At 69.7% G+C, this 16,101-nt stretch carries 15 protein-coding genes and 1 rRNA gene; 3 read left to right on the plus strand and 13 right to left on the minus strand.

The genetic code is table 11. The features are described 5' to 3' along the window. Positions 1–86 (plus strand): 5S ribosomal RNA (gene rrf / locus ACZ63D_RS35820); the annotation flags it as partial. Between the two features lie 1,212 nt (positions 87–1,298). Here the strand turns inward: rrf and ACZ63D_RS35825 are convergent. From ACZ63D_RS35825 to ACZ63D_RS35850, 6 genes are all read right to left on the minus strand, one after another. After that, positions 1,299–2,501, minus strand: a complete 1,203-nt coding sequence (locus ACZ63D_RS35825; protein WP_465358767.1) for a L,D-transpeptidase — start codon at positions 2,499–2,501, stop codon at positions 1,299–1,301. 133 nt (positions 2,502–2,634) lie between these two features. Beyond that, positions 2,635–3,504 carry a patatin-like phospholipase family protein gene (locus tag ACZ63D_RS35830; protein WP_465358768.1) on the minus strand — a complete coding sequence of 290 codons (870 nt, stop codon included), beginning with the start codon at positions 3,502–3,504 and terminating at the stop codon, positions 2,635–2,637. A 65-nt stretch (positions 3,505–3,569) separates the two neighbouring features. Then, positions 3,570–4,238 carry a DedA family protein gene (locus ACZ63D_RS35835; RefSeq protein ID WP_465358769.1) on the minus strand — a complete coding sequence of 223 codons (669 nt, stop codon included), beginning with the start codon at positions 4,236–4,238 and terminating at the stop codon, positions 3,570–3,572. Between the two features lie 103 nt (positions 4,239–4,341). After that, positions 4,342–5,343 (minus strand): lipoyl synthase, encoded by a 1,002-nt coding sequence (gene lipA, locus ACZ63D_RS35840; RefSeq protein ID WP_465358770.1) that lies wholly within the window; start codon positions 5,341–5,343, stop codon positions 4,342–4,344. A gap of 30 nt (positions 5,344–5,373) precedes the next feature. Further along, on the minus strand, positions 5,374–6,318 hold the full coding sequence (locus tag ACZ63D_RS35845; protein WP_465358771.1) for an oxidoreductase: 945 nt from the start codon (positions 6,316–6,318) through the stop codon (positions 5,374–5,376). A 19-nt stretch (positions 6,319–6,337) separates the two neighbouring features. Beyond that, positions 6,338–6,859, minus strand: a complete 522-nt coding sequence (locus ACZ63D_RS35850; RefSeq protein WP_465358772.1) for a hypothetical protein — start codon at positions 6,857–6,859, stop codon at positions 6,338–6,340. 132 nt (positions 6,860–6,991) lie between these two features. On the opposite strand from ACZ63D_RS35850, the gene ACZ63D_RS35855 reads away from it, so the two are divergent. Together ACZ63D_RS35855 and ACZ63D_RS35860 are read left to right on the plus strand one after the other, a co-directional pair. Then, the gene (locus ACZ63D_RS35855; protein WP_465358773.1) at positions 6,992–7,612 is read left to right on the plus strand and encodes a TetR/AcrR family transcriptional regulator; all 621 of its coding nucleotides are present in this window, start codon (positions 6,992–6,994) and stop codon (positions 7,610–7,612) included. 25 nt (positions 7,613–7,637) lie between these two features. After that, positions 7,638–8,573 (plus strand): LLM class F420-dependent oxidoreductase, encoded by a 936-nt coding sequence (locus ACZ63D_RS35860; RefSeq protein WP_465358774.1) that lies wholly within the window; start codon positions 7,638–7,640, stop codon positions 8,571–8,573. 218 nt (positions 8,574–8,791) lie between these two features. Here the strand turns inward: ACZ63D_RS35860 and lipB are convergent, their stop codons facing one another. The 7 genes from lipB to lpdA all read right to left on the minus strand — a co-directional run bounded on the left by lipB (position 8,792) and on the right by lpdA (position 15,971). Continuing rightward, complete coding sequence (gene lipB / locus ACZ63D_RS35865) at positions 8,792–9,535, minus strand: lipoyl(octanoyl) transferase LipB (RefSeq protein ID WP_465358775.1); 744 nt, start codon at positions 9,533–9,535, stop codon at positions 8,792–8,794. Further along, positions 9,532–10,161, minus strand: coding sequence for a phosphatase PAP2 family protein (locus tag ACZ63D_RS35870; protein WP_465358776.1), 630 nt, complete (start codon positions 10,159–10,161; stop codon positions 9,532–9,534). Before ACZ63D_RS35870 ends, lipB begins: the two co-directional genes overlap by 4 nt. Continuing rightward, positions 10,158–11,036, minus strand: a complete 879-nt coding sequence (locus tag ACZ63D_RS35875; protein ID WP_465358777.1) for a TIGR01777 family oxidoreductase — start codon at positions 11,034–11,036, stop codon at positions 10,158–10,160. The genes ACZ63D_RS35870 and ACZ63D_RS35875 overlap by 4 nt, the downstream gene beginning before the upstream one ends. A gap of 15 nt (positions 11,037–11,051) precedes the next feature. After that, positions 11,052–11,537 (minus strand): ArsR/SmtB family transcription factor, encoded by a 486-nt coding sequence (locus ACZ63D_RS35880; protein WP_465358778.1) that lies wholly within the window; start codon positions 11,535–11,537, stop codon positions 11,052–11,054. Between the two features lie 5 nt (positions 11,538–11,542). Continuing rightward, the gene (locus tag ACZ63D_RS35885) at positions 11,543–12,652 is read right to left on the minus strand and encodes a serine hydrolase (protein WP_465358779.1); all 1,110 of its coding nucleotides are present in this window, start codon (positions 12,650–12,652) and stop codon (positions 11,543–11,545) included. A gap of 114 nt (positions 12,653–12,766) precedes the next feature. Beyond that, positions 12,767–14,542, minus strand: a complete 1,776-nt coding sequence (gene sucB / locus ACZ63D_RS35890; RefSeq protein ID WP_465358780.1) for a 2-oxoglutarate dehydrogenase, E2 component, dihydrolipoamide succinyltransferase — start codon at positions 14,540–14,542, stop codon at positions 12,767–12,769. A 55-nt stretch (positions 14,543–14,597) separates the two neighbouring features. Further along, entirely contained in the window at positions 14,598–15,971 is a 1,374-nt protein-coding gene (lpdA, locus tag ACZ63D_RS35895) for a dihydrolipoyl dehydrogenase (RefSeq protein WP_101435013.1), read from the minus strand. Between the last annotated feature and the right edge of the window lie 130 nt (positions 15,972–16,101).

The raw sequence follows: 16,101 nt of genomic DNA on the forward strand, positions 1-16,101 counted from the left end.
GTCCCATTCCGAACCCGGAAGCTAAGCCTGACTGCGCCGATGGTACTGCAACCGAAGGGTTGTGGGAGAGTAGGACACCGCCGAACTCAACATGATGGGAGCGGGGCTCCGGTCGAGAACCAGAAAACGGTTCTCCCGGAACCCCGCTCTCTTTTTTGCGTTGTGGCGTGAAGGCCCGAACCCGTGACCAGGGTCCGGGCCTTTGGCGTATCCAAGCTATTTCCGCAAAGGTAAATGACTGCCGCGGGCGGCGCTTCATACACATGACGGGAGGGCCCGGGAGAAACGTGGCCAGCAGCCCCGTCAGGAGAAGAACTGCCAGTGGCGGAGAGGCGATGCGCAGCCAGCGCGGTACATGGACAGGCGCTATGCGCCAGTAATCAGCCAGCAGGACCGAGGGGCGGCCTTCCCGTCCTGGCTACCTCGACGCTCGAGCCCGCGGCGAGAAGATTCGGTCCGGCATCCGCGGCCTGGCTAGGCATCGTCACCCGGTTCCGGTTGCACGGCTCATCGGTGCAGGAACAATCATTCGGCATGGACTAGCCATGATGCCTGCGGTTTGGTGGAGATGCGATTTGGTCCACGAGCCGCGGACTAGGCATCGTCGCACGGTTCGGTGGCAAGGTTTGTCGGCCGGTATCAGTCGTTCGGGATGGACTAGCCATCATCTCCGCAGTCCGGCGGAGACGCGCTTTGATTCAGGCGCCGCGGCCTGGCAAGGGGCTAGCCCTCCTCGCCTGATCCGGCGGTCACGCGGCTCGGCCCGGGATCCGCGGTCTAGCTTGGGCCGGGCTAAGCCTCGCCCGCTCTCGCTCCCGCCCCGTCCGGGCCTCGCCCCTGCCCCGGGGTGCCCGCACCGCCTCCGCACCGCCGCGGCGTGCCCGCGCCGCCTGCAGCGCGCCGCGCCCCCCGGGGCCTCGCATCTCGCGCCTCGTCGAGGCGAGGCGAAGCGCGCCCGCACCGCTCTGAGGAGTTGCCTCCCGGCTCGGCCTAGAACCAGGGCTCCGAGGCGGGCCAAGCCGCGCTGCCTCGCCTTGCCTCGCCCTGTCCCGCCTTGCCTCGCCCCGGTGCCTCGCATCTCGCGTCTCGGCACAGAACCTCGGCACAGAACCTGGACTCCAAGACAAGCTAGGCCTAGCCGCCCACCCCAACCGCCGCCCAGCTCGATCCCCGGGCCTGCGTCGCACCTGCGTCCAGGCAAAGAAAAAGGGCACCGGAGCAAGTAGCTCCGGCGCCCTTCTCTGTCGAACCGTTCAGCCGAACCCGGCCTCAACCTGGCCCTGTCCGGGGCCGCTGGGTTACTTCAGGGCTGAGCCCTTCTGCCAGTCGGTCCAGGACTTGGACCAGTCGCCGTACAGGTCCCACACCGGGAGCTGCGGGCCGCCCGAGTTGGTGACCTCTACGACGTCTCCGAGGCCGAAGTTGTTGAAGAACCATTCGGCGTTGGCGGCGTTCAGGTTGATGCAGCCGTGCGAGACGTTCGAGTTGCCTTGCTGGCCGACGCTGTTCGGGTTCTCGTGGACGAACTCTCCGTCGTTCGAGATGCGTTCGGAGAACTTCTCGTTCGAGCGGTACGCCTTCGGGTCCGGCGGGCACACGCCATACGTGCAGGAGTCCATCGTGTAGTTCGCCTGCTTGTCCGAGATGACGTGCGGGCCGAGGTGGGTGGGCGTCGCGTCCTTGCCCATCGAGATCGGCATCGACTTCACCATCGAACCGTTGTGGAAGATCTGCATTTGCTCGCTGTTGCCGTCGGCTTTCGCGATCCACGAATCGTGCACCTTGTACGTTTCGGTGCGATCGTCCGCTCCGTAGACGCCATTTCCGAAATCGACGCCGTAAATCTTCGCGGTGACCGTCAGCGTGGTGCCCGGCTTCCAGTATTCCTTCGGCCGGTAGTGGACGTTCTTGTCGTCCATCCAATACCAGCTGCCGTCCTGTTTGGGCGACGACTCGACCGTCAGCGCCTTCTCCACGTCCGCCTTGTTCTTCACCGGGACGCCGAAGCTGAACACGATCGGCTGGCCCACGCCGACACCGGAAGCCTTCACCGCGTTCGGGGCCGGGATCAGGTTCGCGTTCGCCTGTTTCTTCGGCGACAGCGTGGTCACCTGGCCCTGCTGCTCGACGGATTTCCCGTCCGCGCCTTGGGCATGCGCCTTCACCTGGTAGGTGCCGCCGTAGCCGAGGACCTCGGTCGTCTTCCAGCTGAGCTTGTCCGGCGAGAACTCGCCCGCGACGGTTTTGCCTTTGGAGCTCGTGACCGTGACGTCCGTGAGCTTCCCGTTCGCCGCCTTCACGACGATCGGCGTGCTCGGGCTGATCCCAGTCGCGTTGGCCGGTTCGATCGACACCGAGGCCGGTGTCGCGGACTGGTTCGACCCGTCCGGCGCACCGGGCTTGCCGGCGTCGCCGCCGCCGTCCCCGGAGGAACAGGCGGAAAGCAGCAAGGTCGCCGCGAGAATTCCGGCGAGCGGAAAAAATGTCTTCTTCGGGAACATGATGTCTCTTTTGTGAGGGTCCAGGACAGGCAGGGTTCGACTGCAAAACTACGCGATCGGAAAGACGCCCCGACCGGCGGATCGGTGCATCAGGGTGACGCGGATCACGGCCCCGATTCCCGGCCGCGGAGGATCAGGGGCGCAGCAATCCGGGGGCTCCGTACAACCCTGGGCCGTCGACGGTGAGTTCCTTCAAGTGGTCCCGGGCGGCGTGGTAGGCCTGAGCGGCCAGGTCGTCGGTGCGCGAGAAGTCCAGCGGGCTCACCCGGACCGGCGCCGGGCCGGGCAGGTAGACCACCGGCACCGAGCGAGCCGCGACGGGTGCCTCCAGTACGGCCTGGTTGCGCATGCTGATCATCGCGGTGAACATCATCACCTCGGCGAAAGTCCGTGGTGCGCCCGGCATTTTGCCGGGGAACGCGCAGTCGAGGACGACCAGCGATTTCGCGCCCATCCGCAGCGCTTGGCGCATCGGGACGTTGGCGACCAGGCCGCCGTCGTAAAGCAGCCGGTCCTCGTGCGGCACCGGCGGGTAGATGCCGGGGATCGCGCAGCTCGCCAGGAGCGGGGCTTGCAGCGGACCCGAGGTGAGCAGGACCGGCTCGGCGGTGTCGACGTCGGTGGTGACGACGCCGAGCGGCAGCGCCAGATCCTCGAACCGGCGGCCGGCGCCGAGGTGGTCGTCGACGATCTTGGCGAGGCCGGTGTTCGGGAACAGATGCGTCTTGCTGTGCCGGAGCGTCCGGACCTGGCTGAGCACGCCGCCGGGGAAGGCCTCGGCTTTCGTCATGTGCGCCCAGATGTCGCGGAGCCGCTGGATCCGGTCGTCGCCGGGCAGGGCCAGCACCGCGGCGTTCAGCGAGCCGACGGACGTGCCGACCGCCAGATCCGGCGTGATCTCCGCTTCGTCCAGTGCTTGCAGCATGCCCACCTGCAGCGCGCCGAGGCTGCCGCCCCCGCCGAGGACGAACGCGACCGGCTTCGGGAGGTCTAGTGCCTGCATACGGTCGAATCTAATCAGCGGAACGGTCCCCGGGCGGGTGACTTCGCGTGAGTTAGGTCGCCGGGCTAGCTTCCGGCGCGGACGGGCTCTTCCGGTCGCTCGTCCGGCGAACCGGACACGCCGAGGGCTTTGCGTTTCTTCAAGCGCAGCAAGAAGAACACCAGCACCCCGGCCACCAGCGCGGCCACCACCAGGAACCCGGTGTTCATCGCGCTCTCGACCTTCTTGGCCGCCTCGCCCAGCGCGGCGCCGAGGCTGATGTGCACGAGCGACCAGCAGAGCGCGCCGGCTGCGGTCGCCGGGAGGAATTTGCGGAACGGCAGGTTCGACGCTCCCGCGGCGGCCGGGGTCAGCGTGCGCAGCACGGGCAGGAACCGGGCGAAGAACACCGCCCACGCGCCTCGGCGTTCGAGGACGCCGGTGGCCTTGTCCCAGGCGTCAAGGCCGTACTTGCGGATCAGCTTGGTCTCCCGCAGCCGCGGGCCGAACTTCCGGCCGAGGACGTAACCGACCGAATCGCCCAGTGCCGCGCAGACGGTGACCACCGCCCACAGCGTCAGGAAGCGGGGCACGGACGTCGCCGTGGTCGCCGCGATCAGCAAGCCCGACTCGCCCGGGGCGATGAAGCCGAGACCGATCGTGCACTCGGCGAACACGAGCCCGCCGGCTGCCGCGACGAGACCCGGTTGGGGGAGTGCCTGCAACCAGTCGAGGATGTCCGTTACTAAAGCCACACGATCACTTTACTGATTCTTGGGAATTGAGTGCCACGTTCGGGTGACCTGGAGACGAGAGAGGGGCCCCAGTGCGTCACTGGGGCCCCTCACTGGGACGGTGTCAGCGGGTCAGCAGGCTGCTGGCTTCTTGTGCCGCCGGTCCTTCGGCGGTCAGGTGGGCGAGGTTCTCCGGGAGTTCCTCGCCCCGGTGGGCCTTGGTCTGCGCGTACAACCGTCCGGCGCGGTACGACGAGCGGACCAGCGGTCCCGCCATCACGCCCGGGAAGCCGATCGCCTCGGCGGTCTTCGCGTGCTCCACGAACTCTTCCGGCTTGACCCACCGGTCGACCGGGTGGTGCCGGGGTGAAGGGCGCAGGTACTGGGTGATCGTGATGATCTCGCACCCGGCGTCGAACAGGTCCTGCAACGCGACGGTGACTTCTTCCGGGGTTTCGCCCATGCCGAGGATCAGGTTCGACTTCGTCACGAGTCCGGCCGCCCTGGCCTGGGTGATGACGTCCAGCGAGCGGGCGTAGCGGAACCCGGGACGGATCCGCTTGAAGATCCGCGGCACCGTCTCCACGTTGTGCGCCAGCACCTCCGGACGCGACCCGAACACCTCCGCCAGCTGATCCGGCTCGGCGTTGAAGTCCGGGATCAACAGCTCCACACCCGTGCCCGGGTTCAACGCATGGATCTGCCGCACCGTCTCCGCGTACAGCCACGCACCGCCATCGGCCAGATCGTCGCGAGCGACACCGGTGATCGTCGAATACCGCAACCCCATCGCCTGCACCGACTCCGCGACCTTCCGCGGCTCAGTACGGTCCAGCTCAGCAGGCTTGCCCGTGTCGATCTGACAGAAGTCGCAGCGACGCGTGCACTGGTCGCCGCCGATCAGGAAGGTGGCTTCCCGGTCTTCCCAGCACTCGTAAATGTTGGGACAACCCGCCTCTTCACAGACCGTGTGCAGGCCTTCCCGGCGAACCAGGCCCTTGAGTTCGGTGAACTCCGGACCCATCCGCACCCGCGTCTTGATCCACGACGGCTTCTTCTCAATCGGCGTCTCACTGTTGCGCACCTCAAGCCGCAACAACTTCCGCCCCTCCGGTGCAGCACTCACGGGTTCCACCCTACGCCCGGAAAACCGGCCTCACCTCGGGTCGGGTGTGACGCCGGTCAGCTCGGCGGTCAGGTCCCACAATGCGGTCCCGGCCTGCGGATTCCGGGCTGGAGCAAGGGTGGCGACCTTCGTCGGGCGGCCGCGGACGGTGAAGACCGGTCCGAGATAGTCGCCGCCTTCGACGTCGGGTGCGGTCGCGGCGTACAGCTGCGGCAGCGCGCCCTGTTCGACGCGCTGGGCCAGCAGCATTCCGCCGAGCTTGCCGATTTCCCGGAGTGCGGTGCGCAGCAACGGGTTTTGGTACGAGCTGGCCATGTTCGTGGTCAGTCCGGTCGCGCTGTAGCCGGGATGCGCGAGCACGCTGAGCACAGTGGAATCGGCCGCGCGAAGGCGCCGGTCCAGTTCGATGCCGAAGGTTTGGTTCGCCAGTTTCGCCTGGCCGTACGCGGCTGCCGCGCGGTACGGGCGGCGCTCGGCGTTCGGGTCGTCCAGGTGCAGGCGCGCGCCGATAGCGGCGACGCTGGAAAGAGTGACGACGCGGCCGGCGGGTGCGCCGCGAAGAGCGGGCATCAGCAGCCAGGTCAGCGCGGCGTGCCCGAGGTGGTTCGTGCCGAATTGCAGCTCGAAACCGTCGGCGGTGCGGCCCTGCGCGGTGGCCATGACGCCGGCGTTGTTCATCAGCACGTCGAGCGAGTCGCCGGCGAGGTCGCGCACCTTGGCGGCGGCTTCGCGGACGGACGCCAGGTCGGCGAGGTCCAGCCGGACGAGTTCGGGTTTCGCTCCCGAAGCCGCGGCGCGGACCCGATCGAGCGCGGTTTCGCCGCGTTCCGGCGAGCGGCAGCCGAGCAGCACGCGGGCTCCGCTCGCGGCGAGGACTTCCGCCGAACGCAGGCCGAGGCCGGAATTCGCTCCGGTGATCAGGACGGTCCGGCCGCTCTGGTCGGGGATCCGGGCCTCGGTCCAGCGTTCGTTCATCGGGTCAGCTAACTACATCTCACGCACTCGGCGCGAGCAGGCGCAGCAGATGCCCGACCGGGCCGCGCCTGCGGACCGGGCCGGTGCCGCCGGCGCGCAGCAGCGCGTCGAGCGTCCGCCCGACCTGGACGATCTCGTCGGCGGGCTCGTCCGGTTCGGCGAGGCCCGCGGTGAGCGCCAGCATGTGCAATTCGGTGCGGTGCAACGGTTCCAGTGCCGGGCAGCGCTCGAGCGCGCCGTCCAGCACCGTGCGGAGGTCTTCGTGATCGTGCTGCGCCTGCCGCCACGCCCGGGTGACGGCGTCGACCTGGTCGCCCGGAAGCTCGGCCTCGTCGGGATCGGCGAACTCGGCGCGCAGGTAGCCGCTGAGCAGCTGCGTCCACTTGTACTGCAGTGCCAGCAGCAGGTTCTCTTCGGTGCCGAACTCTTCGGCGGCACCGGGGATCTCAGCCAGCGACAGCGGCGCTCGCGGCGCCCGCCTCGCCTGGCGGACAGCGGCATCGAGGATTTCCCGCCGCCGGTAGAAGTCGGTCCAGCTCATGGTGTGGCTCCCCTTCCGTGACCCGGGTCATACTGCCGGTCTGCGGCATACTCCCGGTACGGACCTGACGCAGCCAACATACCACGGGTATGGTCCGGTGGGTCCCGGCGTAAGGTTGTGAGCGTGCCGACAATGAGGTCCCGACGACTCGACTACTCCGAGTCGACCCGTTCCGCCCTGGTCGACAGCGCGGTCGAACTGTTCACCAAACGCGGCTACGCGGGCACCTCGCTCGACGAGGTGGCCAAACGCGCCCGCGTCACGAAAGGCGCGCTTTACCACCATTTCAGCGGGAAGCAGGCGCTTTTCGAGGCCGCGTTCGAACAGGTGGAAAGCCTGGTCTACGACCGGCTCCAGAAGATCATGACCGGCGACGGCGCGCCGTGGGAGCGCGCGATGGGCGGCCTGCAGGCGTTCATCCGCAGCTGCCTCGACCCCTCGTACCAGCGGATCGCCATCCACGAAGGCCCGGTGGTGATGGGCTGGGAACGCTGGCGCGAAGCCGAGGAACAGTCCAGTTTCGGGCTCGTCCGCTCCGGGCTGCAGCTGCTCGTCGACGCGGGCGAGGTGGAGCCGGTGCCGGTCGACCTGACCGCGCGGCTGCTGTTCGGCGCGTTGTCCAGCGCGGCCACCGAGATCGCCGGGGCGGCCGACCCGAAGAAGGTCGGGGCCGAGATCGAGGACGTCATCACGCGGATGCTGTCCCGGCTGCGCCGCCCGGCGGGAGCCGGGGAACGGCCCGCCGCGGGGTGACCAGTCCGCCGTTAGGCTGGCGGACATGGACTTGAGGATCTTCACCGAACCCCAGCAGGGCGCGAGCTACGACGACCTGCTGCGGGTCGCGCGGACCACCGAAGCCGCGGGATACGACGCGTTCTTCCGCAGCGACCACTACCTCAAGATGGGCAGCGCGGACGGCCTTCCCGGGCCGACCGACGCGTGGATCACCCTCGCCGGCCTCGCCCGCGAGACCGAGCGGATCCGGCTCGGCACGCTCGTCACCGCGGCCACCTTCCGCCACCCCGGCCCGCTCGCGATCTCGGTCGCGCAGGTGGACCAGATGTCCGGCGGACGCGTGGAATTCGGCTTCGGCTCCGGCTGGTACGACGACGAGCACACCGCCTACGGCCTCACCCTGCCGCCGCTCAAGGAGCGGTTCGACCGCTACGCCGAGCAGCTCGCGGTGATCACCGGCCTGTGGAAGACCCCGGCGGGGGAGAAGTTCTCCTACTCCGGCGACTACTACACGCTGACCGACTCGCCCGCGCTGCCGAAGCCCGCGCAGTCGCCCGCGCCGCCGGTGATCATCGGCGGGGGCGGCAAGAAGCGCACCCCGGCGCTGGCCGCGCAGTACGCCGACGAGTTCAACCTGCCGTTCGTGGACGCCGAAACCGCGCTCGCGCAGTTCAAGCGGGTGGACGCGGCGGCGGAGGCGATCGGCCGCGACCCCAAGGAAATCCTGCGTTCGGTCGCGCTCGTGCTGGCGGCGGGCCGGGACGAGGCGGAGGTCTCGCGGCGGGCGTCCGCGATCGGCCGGGAGACCGGCGAGCTGCGCGCCAACGGGCTGGCCGGGACCGCGGCGGAGATCGTGGACCGGATTGGGCAGTGGCGGGAGAAGACTGGGATCACCCGGGTGTACTTGCAGGTGCTCGATCTTGCCGATCTCGACCACATTGAGTTTGTGGCTTCGGAGGTTGCGCCTCAGCTGGACTGAGGGGTGCGGTGGGGTGCCCCGAAGGTTGGTTGCGGTGGGGCACCCCGAAGCCCGAGTGTGCTGACGGTTCGGGGGTGCTTGTCAAGGCGGGAAAGATGCCTTGACAAGCACCCCCGAACCGCAGGGAGGCTTCGTATCGGGGTGCAGGGAGGGGGCTGGCACCCCCGAGGCGGGGGCGAGGCTGGTGCCCTGGTGTGCCCGTGTTGTCGTGCCGGGGGTCAGTTCTGCAGGGCGAAGGTGACGCCGGGGGCCTTCGGGGTTTCCGGGCGCGGCAGCCAGCGGTCGTCGCTTACCGGCAGCTCGCCTTCCAGCGCGGCCAGCACCAGTTCCTTCGCCACCGGCAGCACCTCGGCGACCGGGACGTCGCGCTGCAGTTCCCAGGAGAGCGACGTGGTGCCCGCGTCGCGGATGCCGCACGGCACGATGTTGTCGAACGCGGCCAGGTCGGCGTTGCAGTTCAGCTCGAATCCGTGCATCGTCACGCCGCGCTGGACGCGGATGCCGATCGCGGCGATCTTGCGTTCGATGCCGCGTTCGTCGGCGGGGATCCACACGCCGCTGCGGCCCTCGACGCGGCCGGAGTGCACGCCGAACCGCTCGCACACCGCGATCAGCGCCTCTTCCAGCCGCCGCACGTAGTGCATGACGTCGATCGGGTCGGCGAGCTTGAGGATCGGGTAGCCGACCAGCTGGCCGGGGCCGTGCCAGGTGATCTTGCCGCCGCGGTCGACGTCGATCACCGGGGTGCCGTCGGCGGGCCGGTCCTCGGGTTCGGTGCGCTTGCCCGCGGTGTAGACCGACGGGTGCTCCAGCAGCAGCATGGTGTCCGGCCCGGTTTCGTCCGCGCGCGCGGTGAGGATCTCCCGCTGCAGGTCCCAGGCCTCGGTGTAGTCGATCGTCCCGACCTCTCGCACGACGAGGGGAACGGTGGCGATCCGGCAGCTTGCGCTCGAAGAACTCACCCGTCGAGGCTACGCCTTTCGGACGCCGGAAAGGGGAGCAGCCGGAGTGCGGTCGCCGACACCAGGCCCACGCCGAGCACCGCGAGCACGGCCCCGACGGTGTCGGTGACCCAGTGCACGCCCAGCACGATCCGGCAGGCCGCGGCCAGCACGGTCGCGGCGGCGGAAATCCCGATCGCCCACCGCGTGAACCGCGGCCGGAGCCAGGCGCAGAGCAGGACCACGACCAGGCCTGTCGTCGCCACGGAAACGACATGGCCGCTGGGGTAGCTCAGATCCGGGTACACGCGCGGCCGTTGCCGCTGGAACACCGGCTTGAACGCCAGGCTGGTAAACCGGCACAGCAGAAGCACCACGGCGAGCCGCACGCAGAGGGAGAACCGCGACCGGTCCCGCAGCACGATTGCCAGCAGCACCACGCCGAGCACGTACGGCAAAACCGGGCCGAGGACGTTCGTCACCACGCCCGCGATCTGGCCGGGCGGGCGAGTGTCCTGTCCCCGCAAGGCAGTGGCGACCTCGACGTCGAGCTGCAACGGCTGCCGGTCCACCAGCAAGCCGAGGCAGAGGAACGCGGCGAACAGCACCACTCCAGCGACGATCCACCGGACGCGCGGCATCGTCACGTCGCCGCGGCGAGCGCGCTGTCGACGGTGCGGTGCCGGAAGACGTAGCCGCTCGCCTCCAGCTTCCGCGGCACCGCGCGCTGCCCGAACAACACCATCTCTTCGGCGGCCTGTCCGAGGGCGATTTTCATCGCGATCTCCGGCACCCACCAGGGCGCGGGCCGATGCACGGCGCGGCCGAGCGCGCGGGTGAACTCGGCGTTGGCGACTGGGATCGGGCCGGTGAGATTGACCGGGCCGGACAGCGAATCGTGCTCCAGGATGTGCAGGAGGGCACCGATTTCGTCGTCCAGCGCGATCCACGGCATGTACTGGCTGCCGTCGCCGAGCCGTCCGCCGAGCGCGAAGCGGAAAAGCGGGCGCAGCACGTCGAGCAGGCCGCCGTGGCGGGCCAAGACGAGACCGGTGCGTACCGAAACCACCCGGGCGTTGCTCGCCGCGGCGGTCGCGTTCTCCCATTCGACGCACATCTCGGCGAGAAAACCGTTGCCGGCCTTGGTGTTCTCATCGAGCACAGTGGACCCGCCGTTGCCGTAGTAACCCACCGCGGACGCGTTCACCAGCACTCCGATGCCGTGCTCGGCCACTGCTTCGGCGAGCACCTCGGTCGGCTCCACGCGGCTGTCGAGCAGCTGCTGTTTGCGCATTCCGCTCCAGCGGCCGGGCAACAGCGGCGCGCCGCACAGGTTCACCACCGCGTCGATGCCGTCGAACGCGCCGTCGTCGATCCGTCCCGACGGCGGGTCCCAGCCGCGCTCGTCTTCCGCTCGCGCGGTGCGCCGCACCAGCCGGCGTACTTCGTGCCCGGATTCGCGCAGCCGTCCGGTCAAGGCGGTGCCGAGAAAACCGCCGGAGCCCGCGATGAGTACCCGCATGCCTCTGATCGTGTCCTATCGGCCCGGTTCGCGCACACCCGGGCGGAGCTGACCGGCGACGTCGGCGGCGGCGGTCAGCAGCACCAGCGCGGGAATCGCGGCGGTCGGCTTGAGCCGGTAGCTGCCGCGGCGGTCCTGTTCGACCAGTCCGGCCGCGGTGAGCGCCTTGAGATGGTGATAGAGCCGTCCGGGCGAGCTGAGCTCGGCGGCTTCCTGCAGTGCGGCCCCGGTTTGCGCGCCGTCGCGGGCGAGCAGCCGGACGAGCGCGATCCGGTCGGTGTTCGCCAGCGCGGCCAGCACCTCGGCGCGCGGCCCGTCCGGCAGCGACAGGACCGCGGGGGTGGTGAGCCGGATTTCCCAGCGCAGCTCGGGATCGGTCAGTTCGCCCTGGTAACCGACGATCCCCCGCGGGCTGTCCTGGACGGGTTCGGATGGCCGCCCCTCCAATGCGGCCATCCGGCGTTCGAGTGCCGCCACGCGCTCGGCGAGGTCTTCGGTCATACCGGTCAGTGTCCCAGCGCGTGCTCCAGCGCAGCGAAGGTGTCCGGGCGGTACAGCGCGTCGATGCACAACTGCATCAGCACTTCGGCGTGCTGCAGGTCCTCCGGGGTGGAGTTCTTCAGGAAGATCGTGCTGGTGCCGGGGCGGCGGTCCGGCCAGAGCACGTCGAAGCCGAGCACGAGGTAGCCGGGAAGGTTTCCGCCCTTGTACAGCAAGGCTTTCGAGCCAGGCGGTCGTTTCGCCGCGAGCGGCGTGCCGAGGATCTGCTGCGCGAGGACGGCCGCGCGGTCGCGGCTCGTGGCGATTTCGTGGTGCAACCCGAACAATTGCGCGGCGCTGCCCTGGCCGGTCGTCGCGGACCAAGCCATGATCGCCTCGACGGAGGGCGGTTTTTCCGCGGCCCGCGGGAGCACTTGGGCGCGGAAGGACGGGTCGCACGCGAACCGGTCCGACAGCGCGTCTCCCGCCGCGCGGCGCACCGCGACGGGGCTGCCTGGCGGTGGGCAGTACTCGGGGAAGAACAGCAGCAAGACCTCGCCGCCGAACATCCGGACGTCCGGTCGCGGCCAGCCGCCGCGTGCCGCGGCCGCCCGGAGCGCCCCGTCGCCGAGCCGGGCGCGCAGGTAGTCGGCGGCGGCGTTGTCGCTGAAGAAGATCATCATTTCGGCGATGTTCCGCAGCGGCACGCGTCGCTCCGGGTCCTTCGCGACGCCGTGCTCGTCGCACGGGATTCCCAGGTAGGTCAACGCGTTCAGATGACTGCCCGCACCGACCGGGCCGTCGCCGAGATACGGATGCCGGGCATCCCAATCGCCGACGCGCACCTGTTCGGCCGGATCGAGCCGTCCTTGCGCGACCGCGGTCGTGTAGGCGAGCAGATGCACCGCCTTGATCGCGGACGCGATGGTGAGCGAGCGGTCCGGGAGCTGGCCGAACCGGCGGCCGGTGCCGTCGGAGATCACCGCCGACACGTCGTCGCGGTGGGCGGCGAGCCGGGCGAGCCAGCCTTCGGGAGTGGATTGGTCCGGGGGAGCGGCCAGAGCGAGCGAGGGCGCGGCGATCGTGGCGGCCCCCGCTGCTGCGACCGACGCGAGCAAGCTTCGTCGAGTGAGCATGCCGCCGAGCTTACTCCGTTATTCCGGAATTTCGGAATGACAGAACCCGGGAAAAGACGGCGGCCCCCGCACTCGGGGAGAGTGCGGGGGCCGCCGGGGCGAGGGCGAGGCGGATCAGAGACCCAGCTCGTCCTCGAAGTTGCCCTCTTCCAGCCGCTGCTTGATCGTGGTCAGGAAGCGGCCGGCGTCCGCGCCGTCGACCAGGCGGTGGTCGTAGGTCAGCGGCAGGTACGCCATCGAGCGGACCGCGATGGTGTCGTTGCCGTCGGCGTCGCTCACCACGACCGGGCGCTTCACCACGGCGCCGGTGCCGAGCATGCCGGACTGCGGCTGCACGATGATCGGCGTGTCGAACAGGGCCCCGTTGGAGCCGATGTTCGTGATGGTGAAGGTGCCGCCGGTCAGCTCGTCCGGCTTGACCTGGTTGGCCCGGGCCCGCGCCGCCAGGTCGGCGATGCGGTGCGCGAGACCGGCCAAGCTCAGCTCGCCCGCGTCGTGGATCACGACCGAGAGCAGGCCGCGCTCGGTGTCCACCGCGATGCCCAGGTGCACGGCGCCGTGGTAGGTGATCTCCTTCGTGTCCTCGTTGTAGGACGCGTTGACGTTCGGGTGCTGCTTGAGCGCCTCGACCGTCGCCTTGGCGAAGAACGGCAGGAACGTGAGGTTGACGCCCTCGCGCTCCTTGAACGCCGCCTTCGCGCGCTGGCGCAGCTTGGCGATCTTGGTGACGTCCACCTCGTGCACCTGCGTGAGCTGCGCGGAAACCTGCAGCGATTCGCGGGTCTTGGTGGCGGTGATCTGCCGGATCCGGCTCGCCTTCTGCACGGTGCCGCGCAGGGCGGCGACCTCCGGCGAAACCGCGGCGGTGCGCGGCGCGGCCGGAGCGGCGGCGGCCGGAGCAGCGGGAGCGGCTGCGGCCGGGGCCGGAGCCGACTTCTGCTTGGCCTCGGCGGCGGCGAGCACGTCCTGCTTGCGGATGCGGCCGCCGACTCCGCTGCCGGTCAGCGACGCGAGGTCGATGCCGTGCTCGGAGGCGAGCTTGCGCACCAGCGGCGTGACGTACGGGCCGTCCGCGGAGCCGTTGTCCGCCGGGGCCTGCGCGGCCGGAGCGGGCTTGCTCTCCTGCGCGGGGGCCGGAGCGGCGGGCGCGGGGGCCGGAGCCGCCGGAGCCGGGGCGGGCTTGCTCTCCTGGACCGGAGCCGGAGCGGGCTCGGGCTTGCTTTCCTGAGCCGGGGCCGGGGCGGGCTTGCTTTCCTGGGCGGCCGGGGCGGCGCCGGCGTCGCCGATGACCGCGAGCACCCCGCCGACCTCGACGGTCTCGTCCTCGCCCGCGCGGATCTCCAGCACGGTGCCGGCGACCGGCGACGGGACCTCGGTGTCGACCTTGTCGGTGGAGATCTCGAGCAGCGGCTCGTCGACCTCGACGGAGTCGCCGACCTGCTTCAGCCAGCGGGTGACGGTGCCCTCGGTGACGCTCTCGCCCAGCTCGGGCAGCTTCACCTCGGTGCCCGAACCGCCCGCGGCCGGAGCGGTGTCCGGCTGCGACGGAGCGGATTCGGCCGCCGCGGCAGGGGCTTCCTGCTGCTGCGGGGCGGGCTCCGGCTCCGGCTCGGACTGCTGGGCCGGGGCGGAGGACTCGGGCACGCCGCCGGTGCCGTCGTCGATCACCGCCAGCTCGCCGCCGACCTCGACGGTGTCGTCTTCCTTGGCGCTGATCTTCACGACCGTGCCTGCCACCGGCGACGGTACTTCGGTGTCGACCTTGTCGGTCGAGATCTCGAGCAACGGCTCGTCGACCTCGACGGTGTCGCCCTCCTGCTTCAACCACCGGGTGACGGTTCCCTCGGTGACGCTCTCGCCGAGCTCCGGCAGCGTGACGGAGTAGGCCATTGTTCGCTGGCTCCCTTGATCGCTAAGACGTGGTCTGGATTGTGCTGGTTGCGCGTCAGCTGTGCACGTGCAGCGGCTTGCCCGCGAGGGCGAGGAACGCTTCGCCGAGTGCCTCGGTCTGCGTGGGGTGCGCGTGGATCAGCGGGGCGACGTCCTCCGGGAACGCCTCCCAGCTGTAGATCAGCTGCGCTTCGCCGATCAGCTCGCCGACCCGGTCGCCCACCATGTGCACGCCGACGACGGGGCCGTCCGGCGCCTTCACCAGCTTCACGCCGCCGGAGGTCTTGAGGATCTGGCTCTTGCCGTTGCCGCCGAGGTCGTAGGTGAACGTGGTGACGTCCGAACCGTACTTCTCCTTGGCCTGGGACTCGGTGAGCCCGACCGAGGCGACCTCGGGGTGCGAGTAGGTGACGCGCGGGATGCCGCGCTCGTCGATGGCGCGCGGGTTCAGGCCGGCGATCTCTTCGGCCACGAAGATGCCCTGCTGGAAACCGCGGTGCGCGAGCTGCAGGCCCGGCACGATGTCGCCGACCGCGTAGACGTTCGGCAGGTTGGTGCGGAGCCGGTCGTCGGTGAGCACGAAGCCGCGGTCGATCTTGACGCCCGCCTCCTCGTAGCCGTGCCCGGCCGAGTTCGGGCCGCGGCCGACGGCGACCAGCAGCAGGTCGGCTTCCAGCGTCTCGCCGGACTCCAGCGACACGCTGACGCCGTTGTCGTCCTGCTTCGCGCCGGTGAACCGCACGCCGGTCTTGAAGGCGATCTTGCGGCGGCGGAACGCGCGCTCGAGCTGCTTGGAGGCGTACTCGTCCTCGTTCGGGACCAGCCGCGGGAGCGCCTCGACCACGGTGACGTCGACCCCGAAGGAGGCCCACACGCTGGCGAACTCCACGCCGATCACGCCGCCGCCGAGCACGACGACCTTCTTCGGCACGTAGTCCAGCGTCAGCGCCTGCTCGCTCGCGATGATGCGGCCGCCGAGCTCGAGGCCGGGCAGGGTGCGCGAGTAGGAACCGGTGGCGAGGATGACGTTCTTGCCGGTGTAGCGGGTGCCGTCGACCTCGACGGTGGTGCCGCCGACGAACCGGCCGGTGCCCTCGACGAGGTTCACCTTGTGCGCCTTGGCCAGGCCCTGGAGGCCCTTGTAGAGCCGGGAGACGATGCCGTCCTTGTACTTGTTCACCCCCGCGATGTCGATGCCCTCGAACACGGCCTTGACGCCGAAGGTCTCGGCGTCGCGGGCCTCGTCGGCGACCTCGGCGGCGTGCAGCAGGGCCTTGGTCGGGATGCAGCCCCGGTGGAGGCAGGTCCCGCCCAGCTTGTCCTTCTCGATCAGCGTGACGGAAAGGCCCAGCTCGGCCGCGCGGAAGGCCGCGGCGTAGCCGCCCGATCCGCCTCCCAGGATCACGAGGTCGGCGGAGGTGTCGCTCACTTCAATAACTCCTCGGCAGCGATAGGGGTGGAGCTTCGGTCGCCGCGGCACCCGGTATAACCGCGCGCGCGACAACAGCCATCTTGTCACTACGCCGATCGGCGTTGCGACCTAGCCGGGCCAAGGCGGC

The sequence above is a fragment of the Amycolatopsis sp. NPDC104775 genome (genome assembly GCF_055583325.1).